This window comes from Alteromonas sp. CNT1-28 (genome assembly GCF_022348345.1).
Classification (GTDB): domain Bacteria; phylum Pseudomonadota; class Gammaproteobacteria; order Enterobacterales; family Alteromonadaceae; genus Alteromonas; species Alteromonas macleodii.
This window is the reverse complement of sequence record NZ_JAKREZ010000053.1, coordinates 1-15,448: the sequence shown is the minus strand read 5'-3', so window position 1 is coordinate 15,448 and position 15,448 is coordinate 1. Positions and strand designations below refer to the sequence as shown.

Genomic DNA, 15,448 nt, shown 5'->3' with positions numbered 1-15,448 from the left:
TCACGTCTTTCTGGACAGCATAACAGCCATTGATGACGGACTAAGCCTGAACCAGCTCAGAGGCGGTGCAAAAAGTCTGACCGTACCTGAACTTAAAAAGGTTTTCCCTAAACAAAACCCTTTTTTCACGCATAGAAAATAATTCTCAATTGTATTCATTGAATATTCCTCTAATAGCAGCTTTGGATCATCATATGATTGTTGATACTAAATAGTAGGACTCAGGCACATTTAACCATAAATAACGCATGGTCAGACCTGTGGGGGATGTCGTAAGCGGTTGATATATCGAGACTAATGCAATTTTGTGAAGAATATTTTTGGATCGTACGATCCAAAATGAGTGAAGGTTTGAAGTGAAACTAATTGGTTAACAGGTCGAAGTATATATTAGATTGAAGCAATTTACGCGCATGTTTTTCTCTCTGCCTATGTCTAATACTAAAGGGTATTAGACATAAGTAGTGATGTTGCCTTATGGCCGAAAGATTACCTAATACAGTGTTTCCAGCAACAAGGTTCAAGTTAACCGGTGTCAGCACTTTTTAAGTGCATGATAATGTATCTCATTCGCTATACGTGATTTTGACCTTTTGTTTAGGAAAAGCCAATATGCGAGATCACAACAAAGATATTCATGATCACCTGTGGGAGTACTTTGAATACATCGCCAATGCCATCTTGTTTTTCCTCTTAGGGGCCAGTTTATTCGTCTACTTTTCCTGGGCCCAAATTGGCGTCGTGATGCTTTGTGTTATTTTGCTGAGTTTATTACTTTCCCGGCTATTAGCATTAACCTTGTTGTATCCGATACTGCGGCTGGAGGCGCGACCACTATCATCTGATGCGTTTTGGTTACTTAATTTTTCGGGAGCCCGCGGCGCTGTTTCCATTGCGTTGATTTTACTGCTACCTGATGATTTTATGCTTAAACCGGCCTTTTTATCCATGGCCTTTATCATGATATTTACGTCACTGATCGTGTACCCGCTGGTGATCAAACGACTGCTCGTACGCGCTGCCTAGGGGCCTATCCGTCATGGCGTTTGCAATGCCGACAACGTCACCTGGCACGAGGTGATCTGCTGCTGCCACCGCTGCTGCAAATTAACGAAGGGGTTATGTTGTGCACTGAGCCTTATGCCGCGTACAAGTGCGGGTATGATAGCGTGGTGTTTATGGTGTACATAATGATAAACGGCCCGATCAAATTGTGGCTTCAATATATAAAAAAGTGGTGATGCGGATAACCCACATAATACGGTAGCAACATCATGTAGAGGTAATAATAATGCGTCAACACGTCCAGCCGATAGCAGCCTGCGTAGCTCACCCGGGGAGTTGCCTTCAACACAATCCCATTGCTGCTGCTGACAAAAGTGCGGCGCAGCACGATACCCCTTGGTATAAGCGATCATACTATTGGCATAGCCCTCACAGCCGCTCGGCGTCAGGCAAAATAAGCCGGTACGTAATGTGGCAATCGGAACGGGAACCTGACGTAAATTTGGGTATTGCGAACCGATGAGGGCGAGCCGCACTGCTTCAGCATCCAACTGCCCCTCATTGACCCATTTCAGCCCCCGTTTAGCTGGGTAATATACGAATTGAGGCACAATATTAGCCTGTTGGTACACCCGGCGATAATACGTCTCAATCTCCACCTTTGAACTGTGCCAGTTCAGAGCTTCAGCAACGTTAACCTGGTAGGCGCAAGCGGGCAACGTTAACCAACCAAAAATTCCTCCTAAAAGCCCTCCGATGAGATCTCGCATGTTCAACACTCTATTAACAACATTATGCACTAAAGTGTAAGGTGAGCTTATGGGGATGTCCATGTTGACTTTTCCCCTGAACTAACACCAATTTTTCGATGAGGTTTTTCATATTATGCAGCCTGCTTTGCATACTCAACAGGCGATAAATAATTCAATGAACTATGAGGTCGAACATGATAGTAATGTTCTGAATTTACCATTGAGACTTTTCACAAACGCGTTGTCAGTGGGCTTGCCTGGGCGAGAAAATGCTAGCTCTACACCTGACTCTTTGCTCCAGAAGAACATAGCTTTGCTGGTGAACTCCGTGCCATTATTCCTATATTAACCCACCATCAGTGTTTTCACTTGCGAGAGGCGTTGTTAACCGGTGACCGTTGGTGCATTGGTTAAAAACCCGAGCCCAGGTAAAATGACTATACTTAAATATTTGGGCCGGATACCAATGGAGGAGATATGCACAAAGCGTTGCATCGGCGTGTATTTTATTCTGTGAAAGAAAAAGGTAACTGGGCATGTGTACACCCCTGCACCGCCACGGAGCTTCAATCACCCGAGCAACTGTTAACATGGGCCAAGACCCATCAGCGCGTTACGGCGTTTATCGCCGATACCGGCCAACAAGCCGAGGGGCCGATTTACCACATTCGCTGGTTTTCTCCGACCCAGGAGATCCAGTTATGCGGGCATGCGACCCTCGCGGCAGCAGACATCGTGCTAACACACCTACATCCTGCAGCCAACCAAGTCACCTTTCATTATGCCCATGACATGTTGCATGTCACTCAGCTAAAAGCACAGCTCTACATCATGCGCATCAATAACATCAAGCTGTATCCCGCTCCGCGACCATACGAACTAAAACGTCTCTTAAACGTGCCATTGGGGCGCATAATGGAAACCCAGGCTGAAGATGGTTACTACGTGATCCAGCTACCTAACCGGGCCCATGTTGCGGATTTTACACTCCCTGCTAAGCAGTACAGTGCGTTTACCAAACGAGCCCTGATCGTGACCTCGCGCGATATCCTATCCGTGAATGATATCTATTTCCGCTATTTTGCCCCCCAGTACGGCGCCCCTGAAGATCCCGCCACCGGCTCTGCGGCTCCCGTTCTCTCAGCCTTTTGGCACGTCCGGACATCAGAGGTGTATACCTGCCGCCAACTCTCAGCAGAAGGCGGGATCTATCAGTTATATTGGGATAATGATCACACGCACATTGTCACCCTTGTCGGTGAATAACTGCGGCTCAGGTATCCAGTCTTAACCGCGTTTCATCCACCTTATCCTGATACAAGGCCAACAACTGACGCAGTTTGGGGGTGATGATGTTCTGACAAAAGGGGCGCTGGGGATCGGTATAGTAATAATCCTGATAGTGCGCGGCCGAACGTTCAAATGTGTTGAGCCGATACGCCCGCGTGATCAAGGGTTTATCAAACTGGGATTGCAGCTGCACTAAACAGGCCTGTGCCGCAGCCTGTTGAGCATCATTATAGGTGTACACCGCACTGCGGTATTTGTGACGACGACTGTGATCGGCGGTGCTGCTGTGCGTATGCAAATGAATATCAATCAGGTCGCATAACGTGATCTGCTGCGGATCAAAACGCATGATGATCCCTTCTGAGGGCCAATGCTGCTCACCGTAGCTGCTCAGCCATCCCTGCTCCACCTGTACAACCCCTTTTAAGGAGGCAAAAATGGCTTCGGTACACCAGTAGCAACTGCCCCCTAACCCGATGGATACGTCCGCTGCCATTGTCACCTCCTATTCGTGCCGTTGCCCGGGCAGCACAGGCCCGGACGCGAGCACCGGATCACCACCAGTTTTGAATGTCCGCGCCAAAGGTCGGATAAGCAAGCAGATCCGCTTTGAAATGCGTCGCGGTAATGTTGTGGCGCATGGCCATGGCAAACATATTGATCAGCTCCTCACCTTTATGCCCGACAATGTGCACTCCCACAAACGCATCCGCGGCCTCATCAATGATCACTTTGGCCCAAGCCCGTGACTCAACATGCGAGCGGGAGGAAAACCAATCCCCCATTTCAACCTGTTGCACCTTCACCTGTAGGCCTTGCGCGGTGGCTTCCTGCTCTGTTAGCCCGACACTGCTGAGGGTCGGCAGCGTAAAGACCGACGTCGGGATCACGCGATAATCCGTCGCTTGTGACATGGCCTTGAGAATATTTTGTCCGACCAGGCGGCCCTCCTGCGTGGCCACGGGCGACAGCTGCGGCGCCCGTGCAATGGCATCCCCTGCGATCCAGACCGCAGGGTTATCGACCGTGCGCAAGTATGCGTCAGTCTCAATATGCCCACGATCAACCGTGATCCCCGCCGTCTGCAGATCCAGTCCGTCCACATTGGCCACCCGCCCGGTACCATTAACAACATGCGACGCCATGAAGGTATGATGGGTGTCATCAATCATACAATCGACCACCATCCCCGTGTCCGTCTGACGTATTTGCTGCACCTGCACCGCGGTGTGGATGGTCACGCCCAGCTTTTCTGTCTCATCATGCAGTACCCGCACCGCGTCACTGTCCAGGCGTGGCAGCAGCTGTGGCATGGCCTCCAAAATCGTCACCTTAACCCCCGCGCGGGCATACACATGGCTAAATTCCATGGCAATAACCCCCCCGCCGACAAACACAACCGAGTCGGGCAGTTCACGTAGCGTCAGCACATCATCTGACGTTAGCAGGTGCTCAGCCCCCGGGATAGGTAACGGACGGGTTTTAGAGCCTGTGGCAATGACGATGTTTTCTGCTTCCAGGACATCGTCGCCGACCGTGATCTGATTAGGCCCGGTAAAGCGTGCCTGACCGCGGTATACCGTCGCCCGATTGTCCGCCAGTTTATGCATCGCACCGGGGATAAAGCCGATCATCTCGTCCTTGCGTGCGATCAGCTTTTCCCAATGGATCACGGGCGCAGAAACCTCAATACCGTGTGCCTCAGCCCGGCGGATCATGTCCAGGCACCCAGCAGCTTCAACTAAAATCTTTTTCGGGGTACAACCGCGATTAGGGCAGGTGCCACCAAACTCGGCCTGCTCAACAATGGCCATGGATTTTCCCGCCTCCTTAAGCACGGATGAGACGCCAAATCCGGCGTTCCCGCCGCCCAAGATAATCGTATGATACTGTGCTGTCATAATGAATTTCCTATGTACATTCTTTAAGTGATACTGCGCGTCGCGTTTACGCTGTGGTAATGGGGCGACTGCGGATTAAAAAATCGATAACTTTTTCCGCCGACATCTCGCACGGCTTGAGTAACGGGACATGGGTATGATAAACATTGCAACTGATCACGTCCTGACCACCGAGCCGCTCGGCATAAAACGTTTCTGCCCGCCCTTGCACGTGACGATGGCGCGTCACGCCGTATCGGCGTCCGTCGAACCACGCTTCACTGTACCCGTGAGGGTAGGTGTTAAGTGCTGTTAACCATTCCACCGCTAAAACCACTTCTTGCGCCGAAAGTACACGATCTGTGCGCCCACGACCATGACACACAACACCACAAAGATCCAAAACGCAAAATCAACGGCGGCGCCCGGTATCCCCCCCACGTTGATCCCCAACAGGCCGGTTAAAAAGGACAGGGGTAAAAAAATTGTTGCGGCGATTGAAAACAGGTAGGTGGTTTTGTTTAATTCGGCGCCCTGCTGGTATTTAATTTCCTCATACAGGATCTCTGCGCGATCCCGGATATCATTGAGCTCTTCGGTATACCGTAACACCCGATCGTGCTGTTCAATAATATCCGCCCGCTGCCGGTCCGATAACCAGCCGATAGACGCCTGTGACAGATCACTGAGCAGCTTGGCCTGCGGGAAAATATAGCGCCGGTATAACGCAATTTTACGCCGCACATCACTGATATTATGCGGGGGACGCTGCAGTGCATCATCAGCATTGACATGCAGCTCCAGCTCAGCCACACACCGCTCCAGCTCGTCAATGTAGTGCTCAATTTCCTCATAGACTTCGCGCATCAACGCGACCACCAAACCGCCCGCGGTCAATGGGCCGCGGCGCTGGGTAATGTGCTCACGCAGTTGCTCAACCGCCTGGTTGTCATCGCGTCGGCAGGTCAGCACCACATCACCATCAGTCCAGATGCGCAGCGATACCATTTGCTCCGGGTGAGTAGGACAATACGTATTAATGGCCCGCACGTTGATCAATACGCCGTCGGGTTTGATCAATACCCGTGGACGGGTATCTTCTGCCAACATGGCATCAATAGTGGTACTGCTCATCCGCTGGGACGCTTCCAACCAGGTGCGGGTCGCGATATTAATGGCACACAAATGGTACCACACACAGTCGCCGGGTGCGGGCAGCGGCTGCCCCGGCGCCCAGGTCATGCTTGTGGTCAGGTTGGCACCGTATAATAACGCATCCGGGGCCAGCATATCGGGCGCGAGCGGTTTAAGGGGCATGATCCAACTCCTGTTTGCACATGGGGCATATGCCCCCCGCTTCGTGACACACCTCATCAATGATGGTGTCAGATTCTATTGGCGTGATCCCGTGCGCCTGGCGTACCTCAACATGCGTCAGTGGCCACTGTTTGCGTGTGGCATACAGCCGCAACGTCATCGCGGTACACCCGCCCAGCGCGGCTAACAGGTGCTCATAGGGATCAGGCCCCCGATCGCCGCCGCCCAACGCAACAGGCTCATCCATTATCCACTGGTGGGCCGCACTGGACACCCGCTGGGTCAACACATGATCAAACTCGGCCACCTCAACCTGCCCCTTTTCTAACGCCGAAGGCGTATCCTCTATCACCGCACTGCTCCAAAAACGACGGCTCCAGGCCGCGATCGTGTCGGCCACATATTCAGCATCTGCCGGTTTGGTCAACAGATGATCGGCTTTATCTAAACTGACAAAACTTTTTGGGTGCTTGGCGGCATGGTAGATCTTTTCAGCCTCATCTATCGCCACAATTCGATCGGTGGGTGCATGCATCAATAACAGTGCCTTTTTCATACCCGCCAATTGGCGCCCGTCAAAGTGAGCGACATCCTCTAAAAACTGTTGCTTGATCGTGAAGGGCCGCCCCCCCAAATCCACCGTCGCTTCCCCCGCACGTGCTATCGTCTGAACTGCCTGTTCAAAATTATGAACCACGTGGCCGGCACTGAACGGCGCGCCAATGCTCACCACCGCTTTCACCTCTGGCTCCTGGGCGGCCATGGCCAGCACCGCCGTCCCACCCAAGCTATGCCCAATAAGCAGCTGAGGGGCCTGGTAATGCTCACGCAAAAAGCTTACCGCCGCTTTCAGATCATCCAAATTTGAGGAAAAATTGGTATTGCCGAACTCCCCCTCACTGTCGCCTAATCCGGTAAAGTCAAACCGCAACACGCCCACACCATGGGCGCTTAATGCGTCGGTGATCCGCCTCGCGGCCACACTGTTTTTACCGCACGTAAAACAATGGGCAAACAGTGCGTACCCACACGGGCGCTGCACAGGCAAGGTAAGTGAGCCTGAGAGCATATGCTCCTGGCTGGGAAAGGTTACATTTATACTCATTGTCTCTCCACATCAATGGTCATGCATACTCAGCTTGATGTCATCACAACGCAACAACATAAGCCCTCGTTTATGTGCGCTGTGCACGTAGGCGTTCAACGCCCCATATCCCTAATGCCATCATGACGATGGCCCCCGGCGCATGTGGCGACAATGCGGGAAGCCCGATAAAGAGGAGCGTGTCAGAGCCTCCCGGGATCCCATACGCACCCATGCCCATCAACAGGCCCGCAAATAAATGCCGCCCCCACACCCGCAAGGGGGGCCCTCGCAGGGAAAAACGGCGCATATGCCAACTGGCTACCAGCATACCGGTAAACAGGACTGCCAGGCCCAGCCCATACATTGACGAGGTGCTGAGCAAGTGCGCCGGTTGTGTGACACTGAGGGTGAAGAAACTGCCAATGGTGCCCCAGTCAGGTAAAAAAACCGTCACCAGTGCCGCCGAAGGACCAATGAGCCAGATCATGCCACGGGCATGACGAAACCCCGCGAGCAGCCCAAACCGTTTATTGGCCGGGACGCGTCGCCACATCCAATACGCATACCCGCACACGCCACCTAAGCCAACACCGCTTATCAGCAGTGCCTTATGAGATCCACCCGCCTGCGGGACAGGCAATGCGGCCCCCATCGCCGCCATGAGTAAACCGCCCAGCCCCCATCCGGTGATAGTCGCCAGCATCTCGGTGCGGCCTTCCGCAAGCTTGGTAAACGTTGAGATATTACACCCGCGATTTAAACCTGCACCAACCCCTAATAACGCCCCACCGAGTAAGCTGGTCCCACTCAGTGCATAGGTTGGCCAGCTGCTTGCGCCGGTCAATATCACCAGCAGCAGATGCCCCATCAGGATCACCATCACCGTTAACCACAACGCCAAGGCCTTTCCATATACCCCACGCCGATACGCCTGGAGTACGACGTCGACCATACAAAAGCCCGCGCGCTTCAGTGCATACCCCAGCACCCCAGTGGCCAGCACGAGCATGATTAGCAACAACGGGCTGCTCATATGACGCTTACCGAACAGTGGAGGACGGGCGGTATTCCATCAAGTGTAGTCCAAACCACCGCGCGGCGTCGTGCCAATGCTTGATCGGGTACCAATCCGCCGCCCGTGCCATCTGAATGAACCCCTCGGGGGTATACTTGTACGAGTTCTCTGTATGGATACTCTCGCCTTGTGTAAACGCAAACGGTTGCCCGGCAACCTGCACGGTCTGTGCGCGTGTACTGATCAGGTGCATCTCAATGCGTGATTGCTCTTCATTGAAAAAGGCATGATGACGAAACTGCCCGAGATCGAATGTCCCCTCCAATTCCCGATTGATCCGGCTTAACAGGTTAAGATTAAAGGCGGCTGTCACGCCCTGATCATCATTATACGCGCGCTCCAGTAACGGGGTGGACTTGATCTGATCAACGCCGATCAGCAGCAATCCCTTTTCGCCGACCCAACTACCGAACATTGATAACAAGCGGCCGGCCTCTATGGGCGAAAAGTTACCAATGGTGGAGCCAGGGAAATACACCACCTGGCGACCGCGCGTCGGCGCAAGGGCGGGCGGCGGAAGCGCATGTAAGCGCGTAAAGTCCCCCACCACCGTATTGACCGGCAGCCCCGGGAAACATTGCTCAAGGCGCTTGCCCGCAGCCTGTAGGATCTCCGCCGAGATATCCGTTAATGTCAGTTGTTGCGGCGCTGACAGGTGCGCCATCAACACCTGCACTTTGTCACTGGCCCCCGCGCCCGGCTCAATCACATGCACATGTGGACCTAATAGCCGGGCAATGTCACCCTTGACACGCTCAAGCAGTGCGGTTTCCGTGCGCGTGACATAGTACTCCTTCAGTGTGCAGATGTCGGTAAACAGCTGAGAGCCGTACGCGTCATAAAAATACTTGCTCGGCAGGCATTTCTGAGGGTGGGACAATCCTTGTAAGGTATCGTGTAAAAATTCCGAGTCATAACACTCGGTGGGTTGCGATAAGGTAAAATCTTTCATTGTTATTTTGCTAGTCGTATTCCAGTAAATTGCCACGCGTGGTGGGGGTAAAAAAAGTTACGATAGGTATCACGGTAAGAGGCACCGGGGGTCACGCATGAGCCCCCCCGCAGCACATACTGACTGCACATGAATTTACCATTGTATTCGCCAGCCGGCCCACTAAATGGTTGATACCCCGGATAAGCGCCATAGTGGCTGGCGGTCCATTGCCAACATTGTCCGGTCATGTGGGTCAGCCCCGGGCCTGGCTCGGCCGTAGGACACAAACAATCGAGGGATAAAAACGGTCCGCGCGTGGGTTGTGCACGTGCCGCCACCTCCCATTCAAATTCGGTGGGTAACCGCACGCCGGCCCAGCGAGCATAGGCCTCTGCTTCATAATAGCTCACGTGCGTCACCGGCTGATGCGGTAACACCGGCTGCAGCCCGCTAAGTGTAAAGTGCTGATACTGCCCGTCGGTATAGCGCCAATACAAGGGCAATTGTACGTCGTGCGCCTGAAGATGTGCCCACCCATCAGAGAGCCATAATAACGGGTTTTGATACCCCCCATCCTCAATAAAGGCCTGATAGTCAGCATTGGTCACTAGCCGCGATGACAATGAAAACGGCTGCAGATACACCGTATGCGCCGGCGACTCGTTATCAAACGCAAAGCCGTCCGTATCATGTCCGATGGTATACAGTCCTTCATCAAACCGCAGCCAATGGTGCGCACTATACATGGCATCACCACGGGACGATGCCATGTAAACCGGCGCCTGCGGGTTTTGTGCCAGTGCGTGTTTAATGTCGGTTAACAAGAGCTCCTGATGCTGGTGCTCATGGTGGCATCCCAGCGTGAGCAATGATGCCACCTCCGGGGTGAGACCCTGCTCATATAACTGCAAAATGTGTGCGTCGACATACGCTCGGTATGCCATGATCTGGGCTAAACTGGGCCGCGAAATAAGCCCGCGTGCGGCGCGTGGATATTGCTCACCAATGCCGTTGTAATACGAATTGAATAAGTACGTAAAATCATCGTCAAACGGCACATACTGCGGCAGGTGTTGCCGCAAAATCAGCGTCTCAAAAAACCAGGTGGTGTGTGCCAGGTGCCATTTGGCAGGACTGGCGTCGGGCATCGACTGAAGCTGGGCGTCTGCTTCCGATAACGGCTCGACAAGCTGCGCGCTGAGTGCACGGACGGCCTGAAAGGCAGAATTCTCATTATGTTGCATAAATTATTATAGGATTGGTGTGGTTATGTGTTAAGTGCCGTGCCAACATACCAGGCGTTCACATACCATGCTGACTCGGCACGCATACGACGCGCCACCGGGCGCGTCCAACAAGTGTAACAACGTCGGTCAGGCCACCTCTACACCATTCCAGAATGCGACATGATCTTTGATCGCCGCTGCCGCCGTTGACGGTGCGGGGTAAAACCATGCGGCATTTTCGTTAACGGCATCCCCCACCTCAACGTGGTAATAATGCGCCTCACCCTTCCATGGGCAGGTGGTACGAAACGAACTGGGTTTAAAATACGACGCGTTAATCGCATCAGGGGGAAAGTAATGGTTGCCCTCGACAACCTCAGTGTTATCCGACTCTGCGATAACAACCCCGTTCCATGTAGCTTTCATATGCTCTCCTGTAACACTTTGTTATTTCAGTTTATCTTGGTACGCTGCCCGCAGCTTTGACAGCTTCGGCTCAATGACCATTGAACAATACCGGTTTTGCGGGTTATTTGCATAATAATTTTGATGGTAACCTTCCGCGGGGTAAAACACATCAAGGGGCTCCACGCGCGTGGCGATCGGCGTGCCAAAGCGCGGTTGTAGATCGGCGATCACCTGCTCTGCCGTCGCTTGTTGCTCAGGATCATGATAGAAGATCACCGAGCGATACTGGGTCCCCACATCCGCCCCTTGCCGGTTGACCTGAGTCGGATCATGGCTGGTCAAAAAGACCACCAATAGATCATAATAACTGATCACGTCAGGCTCAAAGGTCACCTGCACCACCTCCACATGATCTGTCCCGCCAGAGCACACCTTCTTATAGTCAGCATCCGATGATGAGCCACCGCTGTAACCCGACTCAACCTTATGTACACCCTTTAGCCGCTGAACGACTGCTTCAACACACCAAAAGCACCCGCCACCAAATGTTGCCTGTATCATGTTACTCATCATCCACCGCCTTTAATGATAGTGAATTAATACAATAGCGTAGCCCCGTTGGCTCCGGACCGTCCGGAAATACATGCCCTAAGTGGCTGTCGCAAATACTGCAGGTCACCTCAACACGATGCATACCGTGCGACGTGTCCTGAATGTAATTGATCACATTATCTTTCAGTGGCTGAGTAAAGCTCGGCCAGCCCGAGCCAGAATCAAACTTCTCATTGGCATTAAACAGTGGCTCATCACAGCAAATGCACGCGTAACGGCCCTGTTTAAAGATGCCGCAATGCTCGCCAGAAAAGGCCCTCTCGGTACCCTTTCGTCGCGTGATCTGAAATTGATCACTGGTCAACTGCTCGGCCCACTGCTCATCCGTTTTTTCTACCCGGCGATCGGGGGCCGGGTTACCCTTGCTCGCATACCCGATGACGGTATTCCAATTCAACATACTGTTACTCCTATCAAGGACAGAGAAAAGACCAGCGTCGAAGCGCTGGTCTTTCACTGTCAATTACGCACGCATGCGCATACCCACTGAAGGGGACCCCCTTCAGCATTATCACACTATTTAATTTCGTCTGTACGGCTTAGCACCATGTCTTTGCCGCCAATATGACAGCCAAAGCAGCCTGGAACGCCATTGCCTGACGCCTGCAGTTTCGTGCCATCGGTTGCACTGGTCACTTCATACCAGAACCACCCTTTACCATTATCCGAGTTGTCCTGTGTTTTGACCATCACCGCCCAGCCAGCCAGCGCCTCTGATTCATCGTACATCTCTTTGACGATACCACTGCCCGTCGGGTATGTCGCTGCATCGGCTTTTATCGCTGCGGCAATCGTGTCGTTATAAAACACCCGTACCGGTAATCCAAACTGGGTATGTGGGCCCGTTGTCCGGTGCGTTTCCATTTCCTGATTGGCAAAGCTGCGATACGCCTGACTCGTCAGGTAGATAAACAGCGCCTCGTTGCTAAGGGGGATTTCCGCCGGTGACATACTAGGGGTTGGTGCGCTAGGGAGCCACGTGGGATCAACATCGTCGCCAACCGCTTCGGCCTCCAGTATTTCCGCTTCACTCACGGCCGCCGTGTCTGCCTGCTCTTTTTCCTGGCAGCCAGATAGCGCCATACTCAATACGGTCAGTAATAGTAAAAGGATCCAGGTGCGTTGTTTGTTCATCATTATTATCCCGCGTTATTGTAAATAAAATGTTAATGCCCTAGCATTAATAGCATAACTCGCCATTAAGCTGTACTTTTTCTTGTTTGGGGCAATTTTCGAGGCACTTCCATACGTTTGCTTATGTGTATAAATAACGTCATGACAGATCAGCATACTAAGCCAGCACCAAGGTCATGCCGCTGCCGATGTGTTTACCCACAAAAGGCTATCCACTAGCCAATGCGTTCCCCGCTGTACCTCGTCGCCGTGGTATCACTGCTTTTTAGTCTTGGCGGTGGCCCGGCTCAGGCCGTTGGCTCACCTTATCTCACCACCGGCGTTGCAAACTGGGCCGTGTTTGATAATGCCGATCGTGAGGCGCTGCACGTCACGTATACCCTTGCCCCGTTGCCCGGGGGATATAACGTGCGGCCAACCCTGATGGCATTCTTTGCCGATCAGGGGCAACAGTACTATGCCTTCGGTGTTGCCTATGATTCCTCCCTGGGCCCGCACTGGCGTATCGGTGGCGCCATGCATATCGGCTTTATGGAGCGCCCGAAGCAACTGGGCCATAAAGTCGAATACTATACCCGGCTTAACGTGGACAGACGTCTCTCACCACAATGGTACATGCGGCTTGAAATCGGCCATATCTCTAATGCGGGCCTGGGCGATCAAAACCCCGGCTCTGAGGCCATCGCTCTCTCCCTCATCTATCACTTTGATTAGCCTAACACCCTTGTCAAGCCCGTTGATCCCGACGGTAAATGTGTGCCCCATTATGCTGTGGTATAGCGCCGCAAAATAGCCCGCGCGACGGCACTGCCTGTCACATGGACTGCAGACAGGCAAAGGGGATACCCGGTGTACTTATACGCAACATACCGCCCCATCGGCTATGCTTTACATCCGCTATGTGTTTTGTACATCTGGAGTGTGTTTATGTTGATCCGTTGTTTACCTCGTCACCCTATACGCGAGCATCAGATCACTGATGAGTCCGTGTATCTATCACGCCGTGACGTGCTCAAAGGGATCGGGCTTGTTGGCACCGGCGCATTACTGACACCACTGGCCCACGCCCGCCCATGGTTCGCCCAGGGCCCGGCCCCCGCCACCAAGCCAACACCGCTGACATTTACGCAGCCTGATGCTTATCGGTCAGACGAGCCGCTGACGCCCCGTGCTAAAGTGATCTCACACAACAACTTTTACGAGTTTGGCGCCGAGAAAGACGCGCCTCAGCACAACGCCCGACACTTTGCCTCGTCCCCCTGGACACTGACGGTGGATGGTCTGGTCGCCTCTCCCTATACGTTGGATCATGACGATCTGCTGAGCCTCTTTCCATTGGAAGAGCGTATTTATCGATTACGCTGCGTGGAAGCGTGGTCCATGGTGATCCCGTGGATTGGGTTTGGGCTACGCCACCTCATCAAACGGGCACACCCACTGGGCAGTGCACGTTATGTTGCCTTCCAAACCCTACATGATCCCGAGCAAATGCCCGGCCAGCGACGCAGCGCATTTCACGCCGGCATCGACTTTCCATATGTGGAAGGGCTACGGCTTGACGAAGCAATGCACCCGTTAACCCTGATGTCCGTCGGCCTGTACGGTAAAACTTTACCACCCCAAAATGGCGCGCCGATCCGACTCGTCGTCCCCTGGAAGTATGGGTTTAAAAGCATTAAATCGATTGTGCGGATCACACTCACCGAGCACCAACCTCCAACCACCTGGCAGCAATATGCACCAAAGGAATATGGGTTTTATGCGAATGTGAATCCGGAGGTCGATCACCCCCGCTGGAGTCAGGCAAGTGAGCGACGGCTGACCAGCGGTGGGCTGTTTACACGTAACCGTATCCCGACATTACCCTTTAACGGGTATGACGACGTCGCCTCATTGTATAGCCGTCTTGATCTGCGCCGTTTTTTCTGACGCGCAGCAGGCCCGTAGCGACCAATATGATGGCGCACAATCGGGGACACGTACATACCCCCGCGAAAAACGCCAGCATCTCCTGTTATTAGCCAAATAATGTGCTAAACTTAACGGGCTAAAATGCTGTGTTCCAGCTTTTACATTACAGGGTTTGAGCGGAGTGTGTACGCCTCCACTCGTTTTACCGTCTCACTCCACCTGCCGGTGGTTAATAGCCCTTTTGCCTTGTCAAAACACGTCTTTATGCATATCTGCATTCATCCGGTTACTCAAACACCCAGTAAATAGACACTTGTCTGGTGGGGGATTGCATTTAACGATAGACGGCGGTATATCTAATACTTAATGCCTTGATCAACCGTGGATGCCACGTTATCCACCATCAGGAGTGCACGATGACAACCTCTTATTTTCAGGCCCCGGAGCTGCGGGTTAACCAATGGATTGATCATGACGGCGCACCGCGTGCGCCAGTCACCCTTGCCGAGTTAGGTGACGGTTACCGACTGTTGTATTGTTTTCAGCACTGGTGCCCTGGCTGCCATTCCTTCGGCTTCCCTGCCCTGCAATATATGCATGAGCACCTGGCGGATCTGGGGGTGGGCTTTGCGGTCATCCAAACCGTGTTTGAAGGGGAATCCACAAATACCGATGAACGTGGGGTTCTAGGGATTTTCCCCTCTAAAAAGACATAATCCTCTGTAGACCACACCAATAAATGGCTGCGGAGGTGGGTTACTACTTATAAGTGTGGCAAATTAGGTAAATATCGTACATTTAATACGGAACAGCCCTG

At 52.8% G+C, this 15,448-nt stretch carries 17 protein-coding genes and 1 pseudogene; 5 read left to right on the top strand and 13 right to left on the bottom strand.

From position 1 onward, the window contains the following. Positions 1–612 precede the first annotated feature (612 nt). Entirely contained in the window at positions 613–1,026 is a 414-nt protein-coding gene (locus MHN02_RS20395) for a cation:proton antiporter (protein ID WP_069945539.1), read from the top strand. 11 nt (positions 1,027–1,037) lie between these two features. Here the strand turns inward: MHN02_RS20395 and MHN02_RS20390 are convergent, their stop codons facing one another. Beyond that, entirely contained in the window at positions 1,038–1,838 is an 801-nt protein-coding gene (locus MHN02_RS20390; RefSeq protein WP_139125491.1) for a hypothetical protein, read from the bottom strand. Positions 1,839–1,888: 50 nt separating this feature from the next. Next, positions 1,889–2,096, bottom strand: a pseudogene (locus tag MHN02_RS20385) (integrase core domain-containing protein); the annotation flags it as partial. 138 nt (positions 2,097–2,234) lie between these two features. On the opposite strand from MHN02_RS20385, the gene MHN02_RS20380 reads away from it, so the two are divergent. Beyond that, complete coding sequence (locus tag MHN02_RS20380) at positions 2,235–3,023, top strand: PhzF family phenazine biosynthesis protein (protein WP_069945537.1); 789 nt, start codon at positions 2,235–2,237, stop codon at positions 3,021–3,023. Between the two features lie 7 nt (positions 3,024–3,030). On the opposite strand, the gene MHN02_RS20375 is transcribed toward MHN02_RS20380, so the two are convergent. From MHN02_RS20375 to MHN02_RS20325, 11 genes are all read right to left on the bottom strand, one after another. Next, positions 3,031–3,543 (bottom strand): peptide-methionine (S)-S-oxide reductase, encoded by a 513-nt coding sequence (locus MHN02_RS20375; protein WP_069945536.1) that lies wholly within the window; start codon positions 3,541–3,543, stop codon positions 3,031–3,033. Positions 3,544–3,601: 58 nt separating this feature from the next. Next, positions 3,602–4,948 (bottom strand): NAD(P)/FAD-dependent oxidoreductase, encoded by a 1,347-nt coding sequence (locus MHN02_RS20370; protein ID WP_069945535.1) that lies wholly within the window; start codon positions 4,946–4,948, stop codon positions 3,602–3,604. Positions 4,949–5,254: 306 nt separating this feature from the next. Beyond that, the gene (locus MHN02_RS20365; protein ID WP_069945534.1) at positions 5,255–6,244 is read right to left on the bottom strand and encodes a CorA family divalent cation transporter; all 990 of its coding nucleotides are present in this window, start codon (positions 6,242–6,244) and stop codon (positions 5,255–5,257) included. After that, the gene (locus MHN02_RS20360; RefSeq protein WP_069945533.1) at positions 6,234–7,349 is read right to left on the bottom strand and encodes an alpha/beta fold hydrolase; all 1,116 of its coding nucleotides are present in this window, start codon (positions 7,347–7,349) and stop codon (positions 6,234–6,236) included. The genes MHN02_RS20365 and MHN02_RS20360 overlap by 11 nt, the downstream gene beginning before the upstream one ends. A 70-nt stretch (positions 7,350–7,419) precedes the next feature. Then, a complete protein-coding gene (locus tag MHN02_RS20355) occupies positions 7,420–8,364 on the bottom strand; it encodes a YeeE/YedE thiosulfate transporter family protein (protein ID WP_069945532.1) in 945 nt (314 codons plus the stop codon). Positions 8,365–8,371: 7 nt separating this feature from the next. After that, positions 8,372–9,358: an L-histidine N(alpha)-methyltransferase gene (egtD, locus tag MHN02_RS20350; RefSeq protein WP_069945531.1), complete on the bottom strand. Its 987-nt coding sequence runs from the start codon at positions 9,356–9,358 to the stop codon at positions 8,372–8,374. 2 nt (positions 9,359–9,360) lie between these two features. Further along, entirely contained in the window at positions 9,361–10,584 is a 1,224-nt protein-coding gene (gene egtB, locus MHN02_RS20345; protein WP_069945530.1) for an ergothioneine biosynthesis protein EgtB, read from the bottom strand. 129 nt (positions 10,585–10,713) lie between these two features. Next, entirely contained in the window at positions 10,714–10,992 is a 279-nt protein-coding gene (locus MHN02_RS20340) for a DUF427 domain-containing protein (RefSeq protein ID WP_069945529.1), read from the bottom strand. Positions 10,993–11,013: 21 nt separating this feature from the next. Continuing rightward, a complete protein-coding gene (gene msrA / locus MHN02_RS20335) occupies positions 11,014–11,544 on the bottom strand; it encodes a peptide-methionine (S)-S-oxide reductase MsrA (protein ID WP_069945528.1) in 531 nt (176 codons plus the stop codon). After that, on the bottom strand, positions 11,537–11,986 hold the full coding sequence (gene msrB / locus MHN02_RS20330; protein ID WP_069945527.1) for a peptide-methionine (R)-S-oxide reductase MsrB: 450 nt from the start codon (positions 11,984–11,986) through the stop codon (positions 11,537–11,539). The genes msrA and msrB overlap by 8 nt, the downstream gene beginning before the upstream one ends. A 116-nt stretch (positions 11,987–12,102) precedes the next feature. Next, positions 12,103–12,723 carry a cytochrome P460 family protein gene (locus MHN02_RS20325; protein WP_069945526.1) on the bottom strand — a complete coding sequence of 207 codons (621 nt, stop codon included), beginning with the start codon at positions 12,721–12,723 and terminating at the stop codon, positions 12,103–12,105. Between the two features lie 219 nt (positions 12,724–12,942). Here MHN02_RS20325 and MHN02_RS20320 point away from each other — a divergent pair, with 219 nt between their 5' ends. The 3 genes from MHN02_RS20320 to MHN02_RS20310 all read left to right on the top strand — a co-directional run bounded on the left by MHN02_RS20320 (position 12,943) and on the right by MHN02_RS20310 (position 15,347). Next, positions 12,943–13,434 (top strand): acyloxyacyl hydrolase, encoded by a 492-nt coding sequence (locus tag MHN02_RS20320; RefSeq protein ID WP_069945525.1) that lies wholly within the window; start codon positions 12,943–12,945, stop codon positions 13,432–13,434. 213 nt (positions 13,435–13,647) lie between these two features. Next, positions 13,648–14,649: a protein-methionine-sulfoxide reductase catalytic subunit MsrP gene (gene msrP / locus MHN02_RS20315; RefSeq protein ID WP_069945524.1), complete on the top strand. Its 1,002-nt coding sequence runs from the start codon at positions 13,648–13,650 to the stop codon at positions 14,647–14,649. 398 nt (positions 14,650–15,047) lie between these two features. Continuing rightward, the gene (locus MHN02_RS20310) at positions 15,048–15,347 is read left to right on the top strand and encodes a hypothetical protein (RefSeq protein WP_069945523.1); all 300 of its coding nucleotides are present in this window, start codon (positions 15,048–15,050) and stop codon (positions 15,345–15,347) included. The last annotated feature ends 101 nt before the right edge of the window (positions 15,348–15,448 follow it).

Excerpts from the sequence above, each read along its gene's own strand:
- MHN02_RS20395 (WP_069945539.1), top strand. The coding sequence starts at position 613 with ATGCGAGATCACAACAAAGATATTCATGATCACCTGTGGGAGTACTTT.
- MHN02_RS20390 (WP_139125491.1), bottom strand. The coding sequence starts at position 1,838 with ATGGACATCCCCATAAGCTCACCTTACACTTTAGTGCATAATGTTGTT.
- MHN02_RS20380 (WP_069945537.1), top strand. The coding sequence starts at position 2,235 with ATGCACAAAGCGTTGCATCGGCGTGTATTTTATTCTGTGAAAGAAAAA.
- MHN02_RS20375 (WP_069945536.1), bottom strand. The coding sequence starts at position 3,543 with ATGGCAGCGGACGTATCCATCGGGTTAGGGGGCAGTTGCTACTGGTGT.
- MHN02_RS20370 (WP_069945535.1), bottom strand. The coding sequence starts at position 4,948 with ATGACAGCACAGTATCATACGATTATCTTGGGCGGCGGGAACGCCGGA.
- MHN02_RS20365 (WP_069945534.1), bottom strand. The coding sequence starts at position 6,244 with ATGCCCCTTAAACCGCTCGCGCCCGATATGCTGGCCCCGGATGCGTTA.
- MHN02_RS20360 (WP_069945533.1), bottom strand. The coding sequence starts at position 7,349 with ATGAGTATAAATGTAACCTTTCCCAGCCAGGAGCATATGCTCTCAGGC.
- MHN02_RS20355 (WP_069945532.1), bottom strand. The coding sequence starts at position 8,364 with ATGAGCAGCCCGTTGTTGCTAATCATGCTCGTGCTGGCCACTGGGGTG.
- egtD (WP_069945531.1), bottom strand. The coding sequence starts at position 9,358 with ATGAAAGATTTTACCTTATCGCAACCCACCGAGTGTTATGACTCGGAA.
- egtB (WP_069945530.1), bottom strand. The coding sequence starts at position 10,584 with ATGCAACATAATGAGAATTCTGCCTTTCAGGCCGTCCGTGCACTCAGC.
- MHN02_RS20340 (WP_069945529.1), bottom strand. The coding sequence starts at position 10,992 with ATGAAAGCTACATGGAACGGGGTTGTTATCGCAGAGTCGGATAACACT.
- msrA (WP_069945528.1), bottom strand. The coding sequence starts at position 11,544 with ATGAGTAACATGATACAGGCAACATTTGGTGGCGGGTGCTTTTGGTGT.
- msrB (WP_069945527.1), bottom strand. The coding sequence starts at position 11,986 with ATGTTGAATTGGAATACCGTCATCGGGTATGCGAGCAAGGGTAACCCG.
- MHN02_RS20325 (WP_069945526.1), bottom strand. The coding sequence starts at position 12,723 with ATGATGAACAAACAACGCACCTGGATCCTTTTACTATTACTGACCGTA.
- MHN02_RS20320 (WP_069945525.1), top strand. The coding sequence starts at position 12,943 with ATGCGTTCCCCGCTGTACCTCGTCGCCGTGGTATCACTGCTTTTTAGT.
- msrP (WP_069945524.1), top strand. The coding sequence starts at position 13,648 with ATGTTGATCCGTTGTTTACCTCGTCACCCTATACGCGAGCATCAGATC.
- MHN02_RS20310 (WP_069945523.1), top strand. The coding sequence starts at position 15,048 with ATGACAACCTCTTATTTTCAGGCCCCGGAGCTGCGGGTTAACCAATGG.